Source organism: Faecalicatena contorta, from assembly GCF_022835095.1.
Taxonomy (GTDB): Bacteria; Bacillota; Clostridia; order Lachnospirales; family Lachnospiraceae; genus Faecalicatena; species Faecalicatena contorta.
In genome coordinates this window covers 1739836-1761631 of the sequence record NZ_BQNQ01000001.1, presented here as the reverse complement: position 1 = coordinate 1761631, position 21796 = coordinate 1739836, and the positions used below count along the sequence as shown (strand labels likewise).

The window sequence follows — 21796 nt, the reverse complement described above, 5'->3', positions numbered from 1 at the left end:
CCTGTTTACGCGGGGCATCGGACAGATGCCCCCGTAAACTCACATCAGCTCCGTAATCCAGTTCCTGCTAGAAAGCGGAAAATCTGGAATCCACTTCGTCGAGGAAACTTGTAACGAATTCTTCTGAATTCTGTCCTTTACCATATGCCTCCAGTCCGTCTGAGAAAAATTTTTGCGCCATATTCTGCCATTCTGAAAGATAACTTCCATCAAAATATTTCAGGTCGCCCTTAAAATAGTATTCGCCCGCGTCAAAATATTTGTTAATGTCCTGGTTAATCGGATCCGGGTTTTCAATCTCACCAACTAATTTAGATGCAGAATAAGATTTACTGTTCTCTGCCCAGATACTCAGGCCGTCTGTTGATGTTGCATATTCCATCCATGCGATCGCAGCTTCCGTATTCCCCTCTGCGGCAATCATCATTGCATCGTCTACGCCATAACGGAGCTTAGCGTCTGCCGGATCATCGCTCCATGGAAGAGGAAAGATCCCGATCTCTCCGTCCGGTGCACCATCTCTCAGGATGCTGGCACAGAAATTGCCGTGGATTGTAAATGCGCGGTCAAGTGAGCAGAAATTCTCGTATGCCGTGTCTCTTGTGATACTCATATCGTTTACTTCGATATAAGGAATCAGCATCTCATAGGCATTCTTAAGGGCAGTTTTGAATTCCGGAACCTCTTTAATTGAGATTTCTTTGTCCATTACCTTCTGGATTGCGTCTGTATTGCCTCCGCTGATTAATGCCGCATCCCAGAATGTCTCCAGTGTATAGTTACACGGATCGGTATCTGCACCGCCAAATGCAACCGGTGTCACACCGTTTTCTTTCAGGGTGTCGCATACCTTAATCCATTCTTCTTTCGTTGTCGGGATTTCCAGATTATACTCATCCAGCAGCTCCTGGCGGTAAAATACGCCGTAAATCTCTTTATCGTAAGGTACGGACCATACTTTTCCGTCCTTCGTTACCTCTTCACGGAGTTTCTCGTCAAAGTCATTGATAAAATCATAATCCGTAAGGTCTAATACCTGCCCCGCTTCTACGAATTCCGGGAATTCTTTCGGGCGTCCCGTAAAAATGCTCGGAGGATCCCCTGCAGACATTTCCTGTTTCAGCCGTTCCACGTACTTGTCATACGACAGGCAGATAATTTCAAATTTATACTCCGGGTGTTCTTTTTCCACTTCTTTGCTGATTGCTTCAAGCCCTGCCTTTTTGCCAGCCTCACCAAACTGTGTCAGAATCTCTACTGTCTGGACTTTTCCACCGCCGCCTTTATCAGATTTTCCGCTGTCTCCGCCGCCGTCTGAATCTGTTCCTGAACCACATCCAACAACCAGAGCCGCGCTCATTGCCACACACATTACAACCGCTGCAATTCTTGAATATAAATTTTTTCTTCTCATATTAGTACCTCCCTTTCATCACACTTACTTTTCATTAAGAGTTCCTGTCCTGGTACTGTCTAATTCTATCCATCCACTGCGAACGCCGCCCGGCCTGACCAAAATAATTCCGCTGTTTTTATAACCCTTGTCATAAAAATTATGCGCGTCTGTCATGCAGGTCTGATTCTCCAGGCAGAAGAAATCCATTTCCGGCGTATAGACTACCATTTGTTTAAATTCCTCTGATGCTGACAAAATCAGACCGTGGCTGCCATAACGAATCTCGCTTTCTGTTCTCCCAAGTCCTGTATAGACGTCGTCTAGTTTCAGTTCCGTAACTATCCGGCTTTTACACAGGTCATATTCCGTACCTGTTATATCGAATATGTTTCCTGTAGGGAATCTCTCTTGCGTACTCTCAAACATTTTCTTGGCCGGTACGCATACTGCTGCTGTCTCTCCATATGCTTTTACGGGAAAATATGGGTGTATTGCGAATCCGTACGGCAGTTCCTTTTCGTCCTGGTTGTGGACTTCATATTCCAGGCGGATACCGCTGCTTTTCAGTTTCCAGGTAACGGTCAGTCTGTGCTTCCACGGAAAGCTCTGAAACCAGATTTTATCCTCTTCAAAGTCAATCCAGGCGCTTACCTGCGCTCCCTGCTCTGTCAGCATAGGCCTGCCTGCTGTCCATCTTTCATCGTAAACCAGTCCGTGCAAATATCTGCGTTCTCCCTTTTTCTGCTGCAGATAACTCTGCCCTTTAAATCGGAATTGTGCATCCCTGACACGGTTCGGTGTGGGGTAAAGAATCGGAATGCCTGAAAATCCTTCCTCTCTCAACACATCCGGCATCGTATAAATCAAGTCTTCTCCATCAACCTCATACTTTGCCAAGTTAAAGCCATATTCCGGCGTAAGATATATTTTCTGCGTTTTTCCTGACTCTCTGTCCTCACTTTTTAAGACTATAATCTCTCCATACTCCTGATGTTTCACAGTCTCACAATAAAATTGTTCCTTCACCCGTACACATCCTTCTTTTTTACCAGTCCAGGATCTATTGATCCTTACAATCTGTTATCTATCCTATCCCGTCCCATACAGCGGTTCTGTTCTCCCCCTGTACTCCCGGATAAGCAAAGCTGTTTTTTGCGTCATCACATTCCGGGTGTGCGATCAGCCACTTATTATTACCGAATAAAAGTCTTTCTTCTCCCTTCTTCAACGGAATCTCCTCCCGGATTTTCTCACTCAAAGGTGCATTTGTCATATCCGGCAGTATGATCACCGTACTAAAGCCTACATCTGATGTCTGGCAGGGTGCAAAATGAAGCGTTGTCCCAAAGAGCTCTACCGCCGTCTCCCTGGGTACGAAAAACAATTCCAGCAATTTTGAATCATATTGGTTGTCTTTTACATCCCTCAGATCACCGAGCATCAGAATCATGTCTTCTGCGCCGATATTGATCTCGGAAGAACGGTGGTATTCCACTGCGTTCATTTTTACATTGTGCCCCCAGCAAAGTCCGCACTGAAGCCTGCTCTCTCCGCCGAACCAGCGCTGTATATGCTGAAATTCCTCCAGCTCTTCCAGTTCTGCAATTGAACGTTCATATTTCACCCCGTCAAAGGTACGGTCAAAGCCTGCCGCCTTTTCTGCCAGCCGTTTAACTGGAAAGCTGCTAAGAATTCTGCCGTAACGGGTAAATTTCTCGTCTGTCACATGATATATCGGTTCCATTCGATCTCCTTCACTTTATGGGACATAGACCTTTACATCCAACACAATCTTTTTCACGCCCTGTGAATTTCCGTGTATCAGATCCAGAAGAAGACTGGGCGCAACGACCGACATTTTAATGTCTTTCGCACCAACGCTCGCCGTCTTTATTGGTAAAGGAAATGTCGCCATAACATTATCAAATCCTACAATATCTTTAGCCCCTATCGCCTTATCCTTAAAATCTTCGCTGTCCAATAATGAATATAGCCGCATCGCCGTCATATCGCTGTATGCAATCACAGCCGTGTAATCCAAGACCTGGCTGAGCTGGTACTTGACCTGATCCCATATCAGCTTGTCGTTTTTCAAGTCGCAGTGCAGCACCTTATTTTCATCGTATGGCACGCCTGCTTCTAGCAGCGCCTGCTTATAGCCGTTTAGTCTTTCCTTGCTGCTGTGGGCATAATCCGGTCCATTCAGAAATACAATATCGCGATGCCCTCTTTCCAGAAGATATTTCGCGGCAATGTACCCGCCTTTTTCATCGTCCAGGCAGACAGTATTAATTTCAGGATCCTGGCTGACGCCTCCAAATATCAAAAACGGAATATTCGACTTTTTCAACAGTTCCGTATTTGGCCCGTCTTTTACAACCGGACAGTACATAATTCCATCTACATTCTGTCGCAGTGCCGAAAGGATGCTGCTTTTTTCATAGTCCTCCCGCTCCTCTGTATTGTAAATAATTGTACTGTACTGTTTCGCACTCAGCATATTGACCGTACCCTTTATAATAGCCGAAAAATATGGGTTGGCAATATCTCCAACAATGATGGCAATCGTCCCTGTAAGCCCGGAACGCATGGAACTTGCAAGGGCATTCCCGATATACCCCATCTCCTCCGCTGTCTTCATGATCAAATCTCTTGTTTCTTCGCTGACTCGCTGCCCTTTTAATGCCAGAGAAACCGTATTAATTGAAAATCCTGTTTTTTCCGCGATATCTTTTAATGTTACTCTTCTATTATTCATTATGGTTGCTTCCTCTCTCTTTTTTCTCTATTATATATATTAACGTTAATTATTGCAAAACAAGAGAGTTAAAATAAGCCATTTTTATAAATTTCTACACGTTTGTCGATTTCAGTATAGTCGATCCTGCCAGTTTCTAGGAATTTTTTAGTGGTTTCAGCATCTGGAATTCCAGCTCTTCCTCCCTGTCTGGTGCATTTTATAGCCGACACCGCAGATGCAAATCTGGCAATATACTCCGGCTCCCATCCCTGTGCCATCCCGTAGATGAATGCGCCGTGGAAAACATCGCCCGCACCATTGGTATCCACAACCTCAATATCTGTAAATGCCTTCTGATCAATGACCGTATCTCCATAAACGCCCCTGCATCCTTTGTCCCCGAGAGTCACGACTGCTGCTTCCGGACCCATTGCCTGTATTTCCCTGCAATGTATGACGTACTTCTCATCCTGGAAGAGTCCCCGATAAAATTCCTCGGAACAGATAAATACATCGATCAGATGAATATGATCCATTGTCCTTTTTTCATACAGGTCCGCATCTATCACTACCTTCACACCGTTCGCCTTTGCAATTTCCGCAGCCCTGATGCTTACCTCATCCATTTCGGTGATTAGCAGGTATTTTGCCTGTCGGATATATGCTTCATCAAGCTCCTCCACGGCAAGCTCTCTCTTGCTCCCGTCATTTGCCACGAAACAGCGTTCCTTAGTAGAGGTCTCCGTCAAAACAATAGTATAATTTGTTGTCTCACCTTCATCGATCAGAAGATGGCTTGTGTCAACCCCGTTCATCCGGAAATCATTGATACATGCCTTACCGTACAGATCACCGCCTACTACTCCTATCATTCCTGCGGATGCGCCCAGTACAGAGGCTGCTACCAGCCCGGTAGATACCATGCCGCCTCCCTGCCAGCTGGAAGAAAGTATTTTGGACAGGACATGGACACGCGCTTTTGGTATCTGCTCGATTCTAACAAGCATATCCTGTACAGGATATCCCACTCCTACAACATCCATATGTTTCCTCCGATCTTATCTCCCTCTCCAGTAAGCTTCTATTTCCTCTTTTGTGGGGGAAACCGGGTCGGCATTCACGCCAATGTACTTGCAGGCCTCATACAAGATATGTGCAACTTTTCCATGTACGCCTGCACAGTGGTGGATGTAAGGACCTTTTACTAGGTGCTCCTCCCACATCGGCCAGTCATTTACTTCAAACCAGCTGTAGGTTCCCCGTGTCTTCGGTCCTTCCACTCCTTTTCCTTCCCCGATGAGTAATTGATATTCGCCATGGTCTCCATCAAACCGGCATATTGTCATATCGCCATGCTTGATTTCCCAATGGTTCTGCGTCGGCATCGGACCCAGATCCTGGCACAGCAGTTCCACTTTGTGTTCCGCCCCTTCTATTGCCAGTGAAGGCGGGAAGTTGCCGCAATGCCACAAAAGTTCTGCGTTATCATTTTCCGGATGGCGGATTGTCAGGTCTGCAAAGAAAATAGATTTCGTGCAGAATACCGCTGACTGCAAAATAATAGATGTAATTGCGCCATGAATATCTGTTTCGCAGGCAACCGGTATCCCGTCTTCCGTCAGGAGGCTGTTTACGGTGCATGTTGCCGACTTAACCGCTTTCTGGAGCGGCCCCCAGCAGTGGATTGCTACGGAATTGCATCCGTTGATCCTGCACAATTCTTTCACTGCCACGTAGAGGCGGACGCTGTTTAGTAACTGTTCCTCTGAAATGCCGCCCAAAGAAAGGCTGTTTTCAAAACGAGCCCTTGCTTCCTTTACCAGAGGACTGTCCGTTTTCTCCAGTTCTTCTGTCATGTCTTTTACATCCTGGATTGTAACCGGGAATACTTCAATCCCAAATTTTTCTACCAGCTCGCCTTCGTTGCATATCACGCTCCAGAACGGCTGCGGGCGGGTGCTGATCTGCAGTATTCTGGTCTTTTTGAAGTTCTTAACGATCGAACATACTGCCGCAAATGACTTGTAGCCTCTTTCAAATGTGGGATCTTCCAGTGCTACATTGGGAATGTAGGTGAACGGCAGATTATAACGGCGTAATGCCTTGCCGATTGCAAACAGCCCGCACTGTGTATCCCTGGTGCGGTCCTCATCCGGCGCCGGGGTATTGTCCCTCGGTCCCCACAGCAGAATTGGCTTGTTAAGTTCTTTTGCAACCATGGCTGCCACAGATTCTTCTCCAAAATTGCAGTTGGCGATAAAGATTCCATCCACATCTGCATCTTTGAATACTTTCACGGCTTTCTCCACGTCTGCCGGTTTAACAAGCAGTCCTTCTTCATTGATACCGCCGATATCAACCAGCTCTGCGCCCCAGCCTGCAACGGTTTCTTTGATTTTCTCCCGGTATTCCTTTCCCTCCGGATGGGTAAAACAGCCTCTTCTTGTAGCTGCATACCCGATCTTCACTGTTGTGTCCGCCATAACTTATCCCTCCTTTTTTGCTAAATGATAAATCTTTTCCACATCGTCTGTCTCTAACTCCACAAAGTGCCCGACTTTTCCCAGTTCATTTCTGTCACAGCGTTCCGCCAGAAAGCGCAGCTTTGCGTCATCATAGTCAAGACCCGCATCCTCCAGGGTAGTAGGAAGCCCGAGGGATCGGAAGAATCTTTCCAGCCTCACGATTCCTTCATATGCGGTTGCCGCAGGATCGTTTCTGTCATATTCCACATTCCAGACAGCTGTTGCAAAGCGGATGAATTGAGAAAGTCTCTGCTTATAAACGTATTTCATAAATGCCGGATAAACAATTGCCAGCCCGCCGCCATGCGCCATATCATATTCCGTGCTCAGTTCGTGCTCGATCGGGTGGCTTGCCCAGTCTGCCTGTCTGCCGCAGTTAATCAGATTATTGTGAGCCAGCGTGCCGTTCCACATGACCTCTGCACGGTAATCATAATTTAACGGCTCTTCCAAGGCCTTTGGCGCAAACTCTATCATATTCCTCAGAAGCGCCTCCGCCATGCGGTCCGATACACTGTTATGCATGGTCTGGGTAAAGTAACGCTCCATAATATGCGCCATGATGTCCACACTGCCGCATGCGATCTGATATTTCGGCATGGAATAGGTCAGTTCCGGGTTCAGTATTGAGAACTTCGGGTAAATATCATCGGAATCGCAGGAACGCTTCAACCCTTCCTCTTCATTTGTCAAAACAGAGGAATTGCTGGATTCACTTCCTGCCGCCGGAATGGTCAGGACTACGCCCACCCCCACGGCCCCCTGCGGCTCTGCAGTCTTTGCATACAGATCCCACACATCCCCGTCATACTTCAGCCCCATTGCCGTAGCTTTTGCAGAATCAATTACACTTCCGCCGCCCACTGCCAGGATAAATCCGACATCTTCCCTCTTGCAAAGTGCAATCGCCTTCCTGACCAGGCTGATCCTCGGATTTGGCTGTACGCCTCCTAACTCTACATACCCTACTTCCGCTGCTTCCAGTGATTTCTTCACACGGTCAAGCAGCCCGCTGCGTACGACGCTTCCTTTACCGTAATGCAGCAGAACTTTTTTTGAATATCGGCTGCATTCTTTTCCTACTTCATTTTCCGTTCCTTTTCCAAAGATAATCTTCGTAGGATTCCGAAATTCAAAATTTTGCATTGTCATCAACTCCTTTTTTTCTTTTTTATTTAAAGCCATGTATGAAGGCATGGCAGACCTTTTTATAATATCCTGCAAGATAATCCGCATCTTCGGAAAATCTGCACATCGTCACAGACGGGCCCTTCTTCCGGAAATTGAATGCTGTACTCCCGCCCAACCGCGTCATATTTGGCTTTTGTCAGCGTATTATAGGGAAGAAGCTCCAACGGCAGCTTTCTGGGCAGATCCGCCAGAAAAGAGGCCGTCTGCCTGTAATTCACTTCCGTTGCGCTCACGCCGGGAATCATCGAAATCCGTATGATACATGGAATATCCGTATCTGCCAGCCACCGTATGTTCTCTAATATAAGCTGGTTTCCTAACCCTGTATAACGCATATGTAATACTTCATCATATATTTTCAAATCTACATAAGCGAAGTCCACTCTATTCAGCACGCTTTGGAATATCTCCTTTGATACTGCGGCGGAAGTCTCTACCGCTTTTGAAACATTTCCGATTCCCTCCAGAATCTCAAGCAGAAATCCTGCCTGCATCAGCGGCTCCCCGCCGGAAAATGTGACGCCCCCCTCACAGTCCTGCCACAGAGAGGCATACTCCAGGATCTCGCGAATAACCTCCCCGGAGGTTCTTACTTTTCCGCCTTCCATTGCCTGGCCTTCCGGATTGTGACACCACTCGCATCTCAAAGGGCATCCCTGCAGGAAATAAGTCACCCTGATTCCCGCTCCGTCATATACGGCAAATTCCTTTATATCAAATATTCTTCCTGACTTCATACCTAATCCCCTGTTTTTATACGGTATATTCCGCTCTTCGTATCAGATGATCCTGGTAAACTTTATCCAGCTCTACAAAATAAGCGCTCCATCCCCAGACTCTTACGATCAGGTTCCGGTAATTTTCGGGATTTTTCTGTGCATCCTTCAGTGTACCTGCATTGATGGCATTCAGCTGAAGTTGATGTCCGCCATTTTTCACGAACAACTGCACGAGCGCCGCCACCTTTTTTATCCCGTCTTCTCCCCTGAATACACTGTCATGGAACTCCAGTGTCAGCGGACCTCCGTTTGCTGCCTTACTTAAATCCGGCGCCGTAAATGACTTAATTACAGATAACGGCCCCTTGGTCTTAACAGAAAGTCCGGGTGAATAATTCGCCGGGAAATATTCTCCTTTCCGTCTGCCGTCCGGAGAAGCCCCAAGTTCCTCTGCATGACGTATATAATACATCGCGGAACCAGTTCCTGCCCGGTATATACCCCCCAGCTTGTTTTTTCTCCCTTCCACTTCCTTTGCAAATGTATCCAGGAGCCAGATTCCGTATTTGTCTACTTCCGGATCCCCGTCTCCCATATGGTGCATCTCTTCCCTCACCAGCTTTAGGTAATCCTCCTCACCGGAAAAGTCCTCCTGTACTGCGTGTACCAGTTGATCCGCCGAAATCCTTCTGTCTTCGTAGTAAAACTTCTCAAGTGCATATAAAGAATCTGCGGCACATGCTATTCCCGTTCCATGTAGCCCATAGTTGTTATAGATCCCTCCCTCGCAGATATCCCGGAGGTTCTCCGCACATCCCTCCATCAGCATGGATAGATATGGGGCTGGAAACATAAAAACAGAATCTACTTTCTCCGTAATACTGTCCACTTCTGCCTTTAGTTCCCTGAGAAACATCTCGCAGAACTGCTCCATGCTGTCTGTATCGGCCAGATATTTCTCTGCACACCGGTTTACGATTTTCGGGAATGATACGGCTTCAATATTGGGGATATCCATTCCTTTTCCCGGTATGATGAACTCCCAGCAGGCCGCTACCGTATAGCTGCGCGCATCCTCCGGTTCATATCCCCAGCGCAGCAGTGCCGGAATTAAGTCAAGTCCAGACTCCTGTGTAAAATGCTATACAATGTTTTTACCATTTCTACTTATCAAAATTGATGTATTTTCTTGAAGAATAAATCCATTCATCATGTAGGTCCATAAGAACGGCTCCAATTAAGCGATTGGCTGATGTTTGATTGGGGAAGATGCGAATAATCTTTTCTCTTCTGCGTACTTCTTGATTCAGTCGTTCAATTAGATTGGTACTCTTTAGTCGATTGTGGGAATTTCCTTGTACGGTATATTGAAAGGCGTCTTCGAATCCATCATCCAATGATGCGCAAGCTTTTGAATATTTTGGTTGATCGATATAATCATGAATCAATCGATTTTTAGCCTCACGCGCTAAGTTAATATCTGTGAACTTAAAAATTCCTTTAACAGCTTCTCTGAAAGATTTTGAATTTTTTTTAGGAATGGTGGTAAAGATATTTCTTAGGAAGTGAACTTGGCATCTTTGCCAACTTACGTTGGTGAAGGATTTTCTAATGGCAGAGACTAATCCTTTGTGCGCATCAGAAATAACGAGTTCCGTACCTTGTAAACCGCGTTCTTTTAGGTATTCAAAAAATGTTGTCCAGGTCTCTTCGCTTTCGCCACTTTGAATCATGAAGCCGATAATTTCACGGTCGCCATCTTTGGTTATTCCAATCGCTATATGACAGCTTTTTGAGAGTACTCGATTTTCTTCTCGTACTTTTATATAGAGTACATCGGTCATTAAGTAAGGATAATTTTTTTCTGATAATAAACGATTCTGCCACTCGTTAACCATAGGTTCTAGCTGTTCTGTTAAGCTAGAAACGAAGGACTTAGAGACGGATTTACCACAAAGTTCTTCCACAATTTTTGATACTTTACGAGTTGAAACGCCTGATACATACATTTCCAACATTGAAGCCATGAGGGCTTTTTCGTTTCGTTGATAACGTTCAAACACTGTGGGTGAAAAATGGCCATCACGTGTTCTGGGTACTTTTAATTCTAGCGTGCCTACACGTGTCGTAAAGCTGCGCTCATAATAGCCATTTCGTTGACTTTGTCGGTTTTCTGTTCGTTCATATTCTTTTGCTTGAATATATTCTGTTCGTTGATTTTCCATTAGTTGATTAAATACCGTTGTTAAAATATTTTTAGAAACGTCATCCTTTACAGAATATTCAATAATGCTTTGAATCTCTTCGCTTTTCAGTGTAAAATGTACTTGGGTCATGTAAAAGTCCTCCTGGGTATGTTTTTGTCGTTAAAAACATTGTACCGTAAAAGGACTGTTATATGGCCTTTTTACTTTTACACAATTATACGGACTTTATCCGGAATTACAACATCATCGTTTGAGTATTGAGGAAATCCCAGCCCTGCTTTTGTCAGTCTGGTGGCTTCCTCGTATTGACTTATTTTCGTCCTGCTGTTCACTCTCAGATTGATTTTCGGATCAATCAGCTTCAGTTCCCTGCTGGCCTGCAGACACAGCTTAGACAATTCGTTGAAGCAGTCATTCCCCTCTGTGTCCACACCTCCCAGCATCAGGCTCTGTCCGTTGTCTCCCTGCTGGACTCCGGGATACAGGTCATTATCAATGTTGCAGGACAAGAAGAATTCTTCTATGTATGAAAGCGCTTCATCTTCCGTTATCCTGCCAAGTTCACGATCCTGTCTGTAATATGGATACAGATATTGGTCAAACCGTCCAAGCCCGATATGGTATTCTCCCTCCAGCCATGCCAGATAATGGAGGAGCCGCAACAGCTGGAGCGCCTCGGGAAAACTTTCCGCACCGGAGCGGACGCTTCTTCTCAAAGACTCTGCTTTTTCCCCGCGCCCGTCACTCTCAAGTGCGGCGGCATATTTCTCAACAAATGCATAAATACTTTCAATAATCTCTTCGAGTATATCTGCATATTCATATTTATCCGCTGTATCTTTATCAGAAACTTTCAGTGCTTCCCTTGCTGCTGCAATTTTTCTTTCCAGCCTTTGGAACCCCTCTGCCAATATCCCGCTGTAATCGGGAGAGATATTACATACGTGCCCCTTCTCATGTAAATAATATAGATTTCTAAGCTCTTTTTCCTCTTCTGTATTAACGATACACCCGTTTGTAATCGTTGTTCGCATAAATACAAGGTTCATCCCGGGTATGAACGCCGGCTTTTCCGCTTCCAGCAGCGAACACAGGCGCACCTTCTTGCGGTTCTGCAGCGTTCCCCTGTCAATCCCGCATATTTCCGAGCTTTTTCTTATAGATGATTTTTCCGTTTCTTCTGCATTAAATCTAAATTTCACATGTTTTTTGTTTATTATATACTTTTTAATATCTTTAATCTCTTCCGTCATTATTTTTTACCTCACTTTCAAAAAAGGTATTGACATGAACGTTAATATGAACGATAATACAATTATAGCAACGAGTTCTGTATCTGTCAATACACCTCGTGAAGAAAAATTAATTAATTTAAAGGAGGCACTTATTATGACACTTGTACCAATGACCCAAATGCTAAAGAATGCACGTACAAACAAATGCGCAGTTGGAGGATTTATGATCTGGAATTATGATTCTGCCAAAGCTATAGCAGACACTGCGCAGAAGCTTGGCCTGCCCGCTATCTATATTATCGGCGAAGGTGAAGCAATATCTATGGGAGGCTTTGCGAATGTTGCGCGTATCGCCGAGAGTGTTGCAAAAACTGTGGATGTTCCGATTGCACTGCACGCAGACCACTTCCGTTCCTACGATGCCATTGTGCAGGCTATTGTGGCAGGTTACTCATCTGTCATGATTGATGCATCACGTTTTCCTCTGGAAGAGAACATCCGCCTTACAAAAGAAGTTGTGAAGGTCGCTCATGCTGCAGGTGTCAGTGTAGAAGCGGAACTCGGGAGGCTCCCTGGCAATGAAGGGGACGAGGATGTAACGGTCGAGGAGTCCTTTCAGACAGATCCGGATGAAGCGGCTTACTTTGCAGAGCAGACCGGCATTGACGCACTGGCTGTTTCCATTGGAACCATGCATGGCGCATATCCTAAGTCATTTAAGCCTGAAATTAATATACAAAGATTAATGGAAATCGAAAAGAAAGTGTCTATCCCACTCGTCATGCATGGCGGCAGCGGCACTCCGCAGGATAAGATTGCTGAAGCTGTAAACCATGGAATTGCGAAGATAAATATAGCTACAGATCTGGTGACAGCAGCGGCTAAGAGGATTGCCGAAGTACAGCAGGCAGAAGATTTCCGGTACAATGTAACTACTACATTCCAGGCTGGAAAAGAGGCAATCAGTGAAGTGGTAGAACAGAGAATGAGACTTTTGAATCAGAATATCTTATAACCAAAGGGCACCCCGTAACACAAGCCCATGCAGGCGGGTTCGCAGTAAAGTTTAAAAACCGAATGCGTCCTGCGTTAATGAAGTGCGCTTACATAGAAACCGAAAGGGGACGGAAAAGCCCGGGATTTTTTGTCCCCCTTATACAAAAGAAAACTGCCATGTACAAAAATATCGCTTTGTACATGGCAGCTTTCGTCATAATCCTGGCAAACCGGCCATACCATCAGAATATACCGCCTTACTGACTCAAATATTATACGGGGATTCCCTTATTCAATCACCGCTTTCTCCCACTCCATTTCTACATTCTTCCCAAAATGTGCAAGTCCAATGTAATATACCGGCCCGGTCATGCCTGCACCGTATTTCTTCGCTTTGATCTGTTCAACCGCTCCCTGCGCAAGTTCTTTCAAATTCTGTGATTCCTCTTTGGTATATTTGAATTCCAGAATCATATGGGGCAGTTCCGGTTTCTTCGCATAGAGAAGAATATCGCTTCTGCCCGACCCGCTTTCCCGATTGCTTTTCACGTCATAATATCTATACAGGAACGCGCACATGCCAAGCATCATCATGTGATAGCTGTTCTCGCTTTTCAGGTCATGGCAGGACGGGAGATCCAGAAGTATCCACTGGTACTCCTCGGCAAACTCTTCCATATCCCCCAGCCTCAGATACCTCAGCATACTTGCGATATGCCCTTCTTCTAAGTTCAGATAGAAGGCAGTCAAATCCTGAAACGCCCTGCGCACCTCATAATTTGGTATCCGCAGACGGCAGAAGCCTTCCTCTAATTCTTCCTGAACCGTTACCATCCCTGCATTGATCAGCATGCCCCAGAGGGAAGCATCGTCCGGCTCCTCATAATAAGATGTTGCCAGCTCTGCCCTGACATTGACCGAACCTTCTTCGATCAGTTTCTTGTAGGCAGAGGCAAACTTCTCTCCTCTCTGGTCAAGTGCGTTCTTGATCATACTATTTTCACTTGTATTCACCCAATATGGCTCCAGCTTTTTTCTTACTGCATAAAATGTGACAGACCATGGATTGTAAACTTCTGTTGATCCGAACCTGTAGCCGTCATACATTAACCTGATATCTTCTGACAGCTCCAAGCCGTAGTACTCCAGCAATTCTCCGGTCTCCTCCTCAGTGAACCCAAAGCAGTCCGAGTACTCCTCATCACAGACTGTACAAACTGCCAGGTTATTCAGTCCCGAAAAAATATTCTCCTTTGCCACCCGCTGAATCCCCGTAAGCATCGCCTTCTCCAGCGCCGGATTCCCTTTTAAAGAGGCGCTCAGCATGCCTGCTAGGATTCCTCTCACCTCATCATAATATCCTCCGGCATTGGCAGCAATAAATGGCGTATCATACTCATCAATCAGGAGATATACCTTCTTACCGTAATACCGCTCCAGTGCCTGGCACAGTACGATAACAGACCTGCTGATGCAGTTGTCCGCCTCTATGGCATCAGGAGACTGCCACAATCCTTCGTAAATATTATCCAGCTCTTTTCTCTGCTCGCCCGAAAGTGTTCCATCATCCAGTACAGCAAATTGCCTTTGGTATTCTTCCCTGAGCACACACTTTAACTGGTACAGCATTCCATCTGCCGTATCTCCTTTTACATTAAGAAATGAAACAAAAATAACAGGATGCCTGTTCATCTCTCCCAATACACAACTCTCACTGACTTTCATGCCTGCAAACAGATCTTCCGAGCGCTTTGTACAATCCAGAAACTCTGACAGCATAGACATATTCAGCGTCTTCCCAAAACGTCTTGGTCGGGTAAGCAGTGTAATCTGATATTCGGATTCCAAAAACTTCTCTATCAACTGTGTCTTGTCTACATAGTAGCCATTCTTTTCACGTAACCTGCGGAAATCCTGCAGTCCAATTGCCAGTTTTCTTTCCTTTACCTTCTGAGCTTTTTTTGAGGCCGCTCTATAAGACCCCGGTGCTTCCCTAACCGTATCCGCTGTGCGTGCCGGTGCTCTTCCGAACAATTCATCCAGGGAGCATTCCAATACTTCGCTGATTCTCTCCAGAGTCTCCAAATCCGGGGAACGGTTCCCGATTTCATAATTCGTGTAGGTGGAACGGGAAATCTCCAGTTTCTCCGCCATCTGTACCTGCGTATATCCTCTCTGCTTCCGAAATAAGACCAGATATTCATGAAACTTTGTTTTCATCTCGGGCCACACCTTTCCTTTTTCTTTAGTATAACCCAATATGTTTCAAATAGCAACCTTCTATGTATTTCTTTTCGAAACATTTTTTGCTGTTGTTACTGTTTGCCCTCCCTGTTTTGTATATCTGTTGTTTGCTGCAAAGATGAAGAGTTCTTTTATAAATAGCTATCAGACCAGCATTCAGATTCAAAGACGGAAAATGCCGCAGTGCCTGATGATGCAGATTCAAACAGCCAACGAACTTAGACTCGTTGACATAGCAGGAACACAAATGACGAGGCAGATCCGGCATCTGCCGGTCCACGCCGCGTCAAAAATTCATAATTATCAATATACGTATATATCATTCATTCAAGACGCTTAAAATATCCTTAAAGTTCTCCAGGTTATAATCCCCTAAATGATCTTTTCCCGCCTGTCCCAAGCAGGCAGCCTCCATCCCGGCCCTATGTGCCGCCTCCACTCCGGCGGCGGCATCCTCCACTACCAGGCAGTCCTTTGGTTTTAATCCGAGTTCTGCGGCAGCCTTTTGAAATACTTCCGGGTGAGGTTTTGAATGTGTGATCTGAGTACCATCTATTATCGCATCGAATACATTAGCCAGACCTGTCTTTTTTTCAATTGTCATGTCTGCCTCTTTTCCGGTATGCCCGGCAGACGCTGCGTACAGGCCCAAACGCCCCAAAATGAACCGTGCATTCTTGCTGGAGGACCCAACCGCTAGAGAGTACCCTTTTTCCCGCAGTCTTAAAATCGTATCGCGCACCTCTGCGGACAGATCCTGCTCATTCATCTGCTCCAGTGCCGTCCTGTATATCTGATTCTTTTCTGCAAGTATCTTTTGTTTTTCTAACGTATGTAGAGGCGTTCCTGTATATTTTTCCAGAATAATCTCCAGACTCTCCGCTCTGGACACGCCTCTTAACCTTTGGTTGATCTCCTCATCAAAGTAAACCGGCAGCTGATCTGCCACCCGCTTCCACGCCATATAGTGGTATTGATCAGTAGAACAGAGGACGCCGTCCAGATCAAAAATGATTCCTTTCCATTTCATGACTATGTTATTGACGGGAAGGTATCCTTCCCGCCCCTTTCCTTTATTTTTGCTATAGGGTGGTTCCAAACATTCCACAGAAAGGATCTACAGGAGAAATGCCTTTAAAAGGACTCCTGCCCATGATCTTTTCGACTACCATATCGATGATTGTCTGGGATACGTGGTATGTGTTGATAATGGTCGGAATCATGGGTGCATCTGCAAATCCATATGGATTTCCCAGAGATACCATCAGGGTAGGAACCTCTTTTACAAAATACGGTCCCTCCTGCGCCACTGCGCCCTGCCATTGAATCCGGGCTGTTGTCTGGTAACTGGCATTGATGATATTGGAAAAATACATGATGACATCATATTTCTTCGCAATCTCCTCCGTAGAAACGACTGTCTCTTCCATTGTTGTATGTTCGGCATCATAGACATCTACCTCAAATCCCGCCTTCTGCAAAGCGCGAATGACCATTTCCCGGCAGCGGCTGCCGCCGGTAAATCCCGGCTTATCCCCGTTTACATGGAGCCATACCCGTCTGTGCTTTTTTGGCGTAACCGGGAGCAGATTCTGCGTATCCTTTACTAATGTAATTGCCTGATCCGCACACTCTGCTGCCAGCCTCAAAGATTCTGGTGCGGCGATCAGCCCGCGGTAATTGTCCGCAGTAAAATGTTTCTTTTCGTGAAGCCCCAGAGAAGCTTTCAATGCCAGAACACGCGTCACTGCCTCATCAAGCCGCTCCACGCTCACGACTCCTGTACGCACTGCATCGATCAGATAGGAAAGATCTTCCGCAAGGTTCTTGCCAAATAGTATCATATCAACGCCGGCATTGATTGTTGTCGGTATCAGATCTCTTCGTTTCATAGCTGTGCAGTAGCCAAGCATATTTGCGGCATCGGTAAGGACAACTCCCTGAAATCCAAGTTTTCCCCTCAGCAGGCCCTGAACCAGTTCTTTAGAACAGGAGGCCGGAAGTATCTGCTCCTCTGTAAGCTCCGGACTAAAATTGCGGCTGTATGCGGGCTGCAGGATATGTCCTGCCATCACGGTCTGGGCGCCTTTTTCTATCAGGCTTTTATATATCTTCCCATAGGTGGCATCCCATTCTTCACAGCTTAAGTCATTGACGGATGCTACCAGATGCTGATCCCGTTCATCACAGCCATCCCCCGGGAAATGCTTGATTGAGACTGCAACGCCATTCTTCGCTGCACCGTCCATATACGCCTCACACATACTGAGGACAATTTCCGGATCACTTCCATAGGTTCTTGTATTCGTAATTGGGTTCCGCCAGTTTCTGTCGATATCACATACAGGGGCAAAAGCCAGATTCACTCCGACCGCGCTCCCTTCCCGAGCACTGATATCTCCCAGATGATATGCCTGGCGGACGTCACCGGTGGCTGCCGCTTCCAACTGGCTTGCAAAGTTTGTCCCCTCCAGTACGGCGCCGCTTCCGCCTGCCTCCAGATTCGCTGCAATCAGCACAGGGATCTTCGCCAGCGCCTGTAGTTTATCATTTCTATTCTTTAATTTGTCTGCCCGGTCCGGCCGATACATGATCCCGCCAAATTGAAATTCCCGGTACATATCCAGGATATCCTCATCATGATCCGACTGGCCGATCACCAGGAACAATTGTCCGGCCTTCTCCTCCACAGACATCTGGCCTAATGTCTTTTTTACCCATTCCTGCTGTGTTTTTCCCAAATGAAAGGGTGTTTTACTTAAGTCTGTCATTTTTGTTTTTCTCCGCTTTTCATCGTTCTTATATTCATAGCATTGTTATACACTTGCCTTCTTCACAATTTTCGACCGTGTATCCATAATAACCGCCAGAATAAGAACTGCACCTTTGATCATATTCTGATAGTTGCTGCTCAGGCCGATCATAACGAGCCCCTGGGAAAGTACCCCGATAATCAATACGCCCGTTACAACACCGCTGGTCTTTCCGGTTCCTCCTGAGATGGAGACACCGCCGAGAACCGCAGCGCTGATTACGTCATTTCCTATATTGCTCCCGCTATAGGGACTTCCCGAAAAAGAACGGGACATCATAATAATGCCGGCGATTCCTGTCAGGAATCCACAGAGTATGCTTGCAATCATTTTGATTTTATTCACATGGATGCCTGAGAGCCGCGCTGTCTCATTATTGCCGCCTACCGCGAATAAGTATCGCCCGAGATATGTTTTATTTAATATGAATGCCACAATCAGGGCCAGCACGGCAAACACGATGACTGCCACAGGAATCCCCAGGATATAGTTCTGTCCAAGGAATTTGATACTCTCCGGCAGCCCGTATATGGTAGCTCCGTCCGTTAAAATCATGTTCAGCCCATCCACTACCTGCATCATCGCAATCGATACGATCAGCATCGGAATGCCAAATTTCATGGAAATATACCCTGTTATCATGCTGATTCCTATGCAGGCCAGTACAGAGATCAGCACCGATATCCATATTGATATTCCTGCTTTATACAAAAGTGCACACACCACGCCTGCAAATGCGTAAACTTTTCCGACCGAAAAATCAAGGCTGCCGGTCAGCATCAGGAATGAGACACCCAATGCTACGATACCCATGGTAGCTACCTGTCTTATAATGGTAAGTAAATTCTCCAGCGTAAAAAACGTAGCCGGTTTCATTGCCGCAAAAATAATGATAATAAGCAATAGCAGAATCTGCGCGACAAATTTTTTTATTTTTATCAACACTGTTGTATTCATATTTTTCTCCTTAGCGGCTGCCGGATGCCAAATCCAGCAGTATTTCTTTATCAAACTCCTCACTGCCTGCCTCTCCCGCAAGCTGCCCCTCAGCAAGGATGATAATGCGGTCTGACATTCCAACTAATTCTTCAAAATCCGAAGATACCATAATAATCGATTTTCCGCTTTCAACAAGTTCATGCATCAATTGATAGATCTCGAATCTTGCTCCCACATCAATTCCTCTGGTAGGCTCATCAAAAATCAGGATATCACTGTCAACATCCAGCCATTTCGCCACGATCAGCTTCTGTTGGTTACCGCCAGAAAGATACTGTGCCTCCTGCCAGATACCGGGGGTCTTGATCTTCAGTGTTTCTACATATTCCTGCACATGCTCCTGTTCTTTTGCCTTATTGATTTTCCCCATTTTACAGTACTTCATCAGGCTGGAAAGTGTGATGTTGGCAAATACAGGCTTATCAAGGAGGAGCCCTTTGCCCTTTCTGTCCTCCGGCAGGAGTCCAATGCCCACTTTAATAGCCTCATATGGATGCCTGATATCCACCTCTTCTCCATGGATATATATCCTGCCATTCTCTTTTCTCACGTCGCCAAATAGTACGCTCATGAGTTCTGTCCTGCCGGCGCCCACCAGTCCGGCGAAGCCTAAGATTTCTCCTCTGTGCAGTTCGAAGCTGATGTTACTGACGCCATTACCGCTTACATTGTCTGCTTTAAGAACAACTTCATCCTTCGCGCAGTAACTGTGTGGGTACGTAATGTCATCTAGTTTCCTCCCAATCATGGCGCGGATCAGTTCCGGTCTGGAAGTCATCTCCGTCTCCATTTCACAGATGTAGCATCCGTCGCGCATGACAACAACACGGTCCGTAATTTCGAAAATTTCTTCCATTCTATGGCTGATATATACGATAGACACACCGTCTTTCTTTAACTTGCGGATGATAGAAAACAGTGTATCAACCTCTCTAACCGTAAGAGGCGCCGTCGGCTCATCCAGGATTAGAATTCTGGTCTTCAAAGAAACTGCTTTTGCAATCTCTACAATCTGCATCATAGCCGGAGAGAGGGAACTTACCATTGCCATCGGATCAATCGGAACTCCAAAATCATGAAAGATTTTTTCCGCATCCTGGATCATTTGTTTTTTATTTACCAATATACCGTTTCCACGCAGATTCCCCATAAACACATTCTCTACTACCGGCAGTTCCGGCACCAAAGTGAACTCCTGATAAACCGCCCCAATTCCAAGACTTCTTGCGTCTGCCGGTGTGATTCTCGTATATTCATGTCCGTCTGCAGTGATCGTTCCGGAGGTAGGTTCATTGGCGCCGGTAATGCATTTTACCAGTGTAGATTTTCCAGCGCCATTCTCGCCCATCAGCGCAAGGACTTCTCCCTCGTACAAGTCAAGGGAAACATCTGACAATGCGTTGACTCCAGGATAGACTTTACTGACATGGCGAAACTCTAATATCTTTTTCTTCACCGTTTTATCCTTTCCTTTTTCCATTCTTATTGAGTTACATACTCTGACGCATTATCGCTGTTAATTAATACATATTCTGCGATTACATTTTCTGCAGTATTGTCTGTCATATACTTACAAATTGCCTCTCCGACTTTCTGTCCTATCAGTTTTGTATTTGCATAAACTGTGCTTCTGAGCGTTGAATTATTTCCGGCAATCACATTCAATGCCTCCTCGCTGCCGTCCAGCCCGCAAACCATAACCTCGTCTTTTCCAATCCCCTTTGCTTCCAGTGTCTGAGCAACCGCAACTCCCATCTCATCACTTTGGCAGAAAATCAGTTTTACATTTGGGTTTGCCGCGAGAATCGCCTCTGTAACATCCATTGCCTTCGTGGAATCCGTTGCATACTGGCTGTTTACAAGATTGACGCCCTTCCCCTTCACCAATGTCTCTTCAAACTCAGCTTCCAGGGCTTCCTTGAATACTCCTGCCGTCGTATCTGGGTTTGCAGAGTCAGACAGCCAGATTGCAGCCATTTCACTGCCCTCTCCTGCACTTTCATCCACAAAATCCGCCATGGCATCTGCGATCAGTTCCGCTTCCTCTTTCGGGTTTTCTTCTACAAGAGCATCATAGTTCACCAGCAGATCAGACCATCCTATGATATAAATCCCCTTTTCCTGCGCCTGTTTACAGAGATCTGATAAGCCGGCCGGATTCATGGCATTTACTACAATGGCCTTACACCCTGAATTAATCAGGTTCTCCATCCCGGACAGTTCATTGTCAACAGAGACCTGCGAGTCCGAAACGACCACATCATACCCTTCCCCTTTTACCGCTTCTGTCACAGAATCTACAATGTCATTGCACCACTGGGAACCACTTGTAACAATGAGAATCCCAACCGTTCCACCGGTTTTTTCTTTGCTTTCGCTGCTCTGCTTACTCCCGCTGTCCGCCTCCGCCGGACTTTTGGAAGAACAACCGGTCAGTAACGCCAACAGCATCGCCGCTGATAAAATAATTCCCATCCATTTTTTTAATCTCATTTTCTTAACCTCCTGTTTTGCTTTTTGGTATGCAGTTATCTTTTATTTGTCTTTATTTTATCTATCTTTGGTTATCTTTTTAATGTCTCTATATTCAGAAAAGTGTCACATTTTTCATAGTATGTAATCAAAACTTTTTCGGAGATCGAAAAAGCGGCCGTCAATACGGCCGCAGTCTATATCTTATTCGTTACTATGCACGGCCTATGGGCCGTGCATAGTAACAGCATCTGTCTCA

18 protein-coding genes are annotated in these 21796 nt (G+C 45.8%); 1 reads left to right on the top strand and 17 read right to left on the bottom strand.

Annotated features, from left to right (window positions below):
- Window positions 1-67 precede the first annotated feature (67 nt).
- The 11 genes from MWG26_RS07820 to MWG26_RS07770 form a co-directional block, all read right to left on the bottom strand.
- Window positions 68-1414, bottom strand: a complete 1347-nt coding sequence (locus MWG26_RS07820; protein ID WP_025655458.1) for an ABC transporter substrate-binding protein — start codon at window positions 1412-1414, stop codon at window positions 68-70.
- 24 nt (window positions 1415-1438) lie between these two features.
- The gene (locus MWG26_RS07815) at window positions 1439-2422 is read right to left on the bottom strand and encodes an aldose 1-epimerase (protein ID WP_025655457.1); all 984 of its coding nucleotides are present in this window, start codon (window positions 2420-2422) and stop codon (window positions 1439-1441) included.
- 58 nt (window positions 2423-2480) lie between these two features.
- Window positions 2481-3140, bottom strand: coding sequence for a DUF4867 family protein (locus tag MWG26_RS07810; RefSeq protein ID WP_025655456.1), 660 nt, complete (start codon window positions 3138-3140; stop codon window positions 2481-2483).
- Between the two features lie 15 nt (window positions 3141-3155).
- Window positions 3156-4154 carry a LacI family DNA-binding transcriptional regulator gene (locus MWG26_RS07805; RefSeq protein WP_025655455.1) on the bottom strand — a complete coding sequence of 333 codons (999 nt, stop codon included), beginning with the start codon at window positions 4152-4154 and terminating at the stop codon, window positions 3156-3158.
- A gap of 68 nt (window positions 4155-4222) precedes the next feature.
- Window positions 4223-5179 (bottom strand): carbohydrate kinase family protein, encoded by a 957-nt coding sequence (locus MWG26_RS07800; protein WP_025655454.1) that lies wholly within the window; start codon window positions 5177-5179, stop codon window positions 4223-4225.
- A gap of 15 nt (window positions 5180-5194) precedes the next feature.
- Entirely contained in the window at window positions 5195-6619 is a 1425-nt protein-coding gene (locus MWG26_RS07795) for an L-fucose/L-arabinose isomerase family protein (protein ID WP_025655453.1), read from the bottom strand.
- 3 nt (window positions 6620-6622) lie between these two features.
- Complete coding sequence (locus MWG26_RS07790; RefSeq protein ID WP_025655452.1) at window positions 6623-7807, bottom strand: iron-containing alcohol dehydrogenase; 1185 nt, start codon at window positions 7805-7807, stop codon at window positions 6623-6625.
- A gap of 62 nt (window positions 7808-7869) precedes the next feature.
- A complete protein-coding gene (locus tag MWG26_RS07785) occupies window positions 7870-8589 on the bottom strand; it encodes a radical SAM protein (RefSeq protein ID WP_117440710.1) in 720 nt (239 codons plus the stop codon).
- Between the two features lie 16 nt (window positions 8590-8605).
- Window positions 8606-9673, bottom strand: coding sequence for a pyruvate formate lyase family protein (locus MWG26_RS07780; protein WP_276519068.1), 1068 nt, complete (start codon window positions 9671-9673; stop codon window positions 8606-8608).
- Between the two features lie 61 nt (window positions 9674-9734).
- Window positions 9735-10907, bottom strand: a complete 1173-nt coding sequence (locus MWG26_RS07775; RefSeq protein WP_000195429.1) for an IS256-like element IS256 family transposase — start codon at window positions 10905-10907, stop codon at window positions 9735-9737.
- Between the two features lie 77 nt (window positions 10908-10984).
- Window positions 10985-12031: a pyruvate formate lyase family protein gene (locus tag MWG26_RS07770; protein WP_244062711.1), complete on the bottom strand. Its 1047-nt coding sequence runs from the start codon at window positions 12029-12031 to the stop codon at window positions 10985-10987.
- Between the two features lie 136 nt (window positions 12032-12167).
- Between MWG26_RS07770 and MWG26_RS07765 the strand changes: the two genes are divergently transcribed.
- Window positions 12168-13028 (top strand): class II fructose-bisphosphate aldolase, encoded by an 861-nt coding sequence (locus MWG26_RS07765; protein ID WP_025655449.1) that lies wholly within the window; start codon window positions 12168-12170, stop codon window positions 13026-13028.
- A gap of 269 nt (window positions 13029-13297) precedes the next feature.
- Here MWG26_RS07765 and MWG26_RS07760 read toward each other — a convergent pair whose 3' ends face one another.
- The 6 genes from MWG26_RS07760 to MWG26_RS07735 all read right to left on the bottom strand — a co-directional run bounded on the left by MWG26_RS07760 (window position 13298) and on the right by MWG26_RS07735 (window position 21558).
- Window positions 13298-15229 (bottom strand): AAA family ATPase, encoded by a 1932-nt coding sequence (locus MWG26_RS07760; protein WP_025655448.1) that lies wholly within the window; start codon window positions 15227-15229, stop codon window positions 13298-13300.
- Window positions 15230-15572: 343 nt separating this feature from the next.
- Window positions 15573-16283 carry an HAD-IA family hydrolase gene (locus MWG26_RS07755; protein ID WP_025655447.1) on the bottom strand — a complete coding sequence of 237 codons (711 nt, stop codon included), beginning with the start codon at window positions 16281-16283 and terminating at the stop codon, window positions 15573-15575.
- Between the two features lie 52 nt (window positions 16284-16335).
- Window positions 16336-18024, bottom strand: coding sequence for a glycoside hydrolase family 3 N-terminal domain-containing protein (locus MWG26_RS07750; RefSeq protein WP_025655446.1), 1689 nt, complete (start codon window positions 18022-18024; stop codon window positions 16336-16338).
- 45 nt (window positions 18025-18069) lie between these two features.
- Window positions 18070-19023: an ABC transporter permease gene (locus MWG26_RS07745; RefSeq protein WP_025655445.1), complete on the bottom strand. Its 954-nt coding sequence runs from the start codon at window positions 19021-19023 to the stop codon at window positions 18070-18072.
- A gap of 10 nt (window positions 19024-19033) precedes the next feature.
- Window positions 19034-20545 carry a sugar ABC transporter ATP-binding protein gene (locus MWG26_RS07740; RefSeq protein ID WP_025655444.1) on the bottom strand — a complete coding sequence of 504 codons (1512 nt, stop codon included), beginning with the start codon at window positions 20543-20545 and terminating at the stop codon, window positions 19034-19036.
- A 2-nt stretch (window positions 20546-20547) separates the two neighbouring features.
- Window positions 20548-21558, bottom strand: a complete 1011-nt coding sequence (locus tag MWG26_RS07735; protein ID WP_025655443.1) for a sugar ABC transporter substrate-binding protein — start codon at window positions 21556-21558, stop codon at window positions 20548-20550.
- Window positions 21559-21796 lie beyond the last annotated feature (238 nt).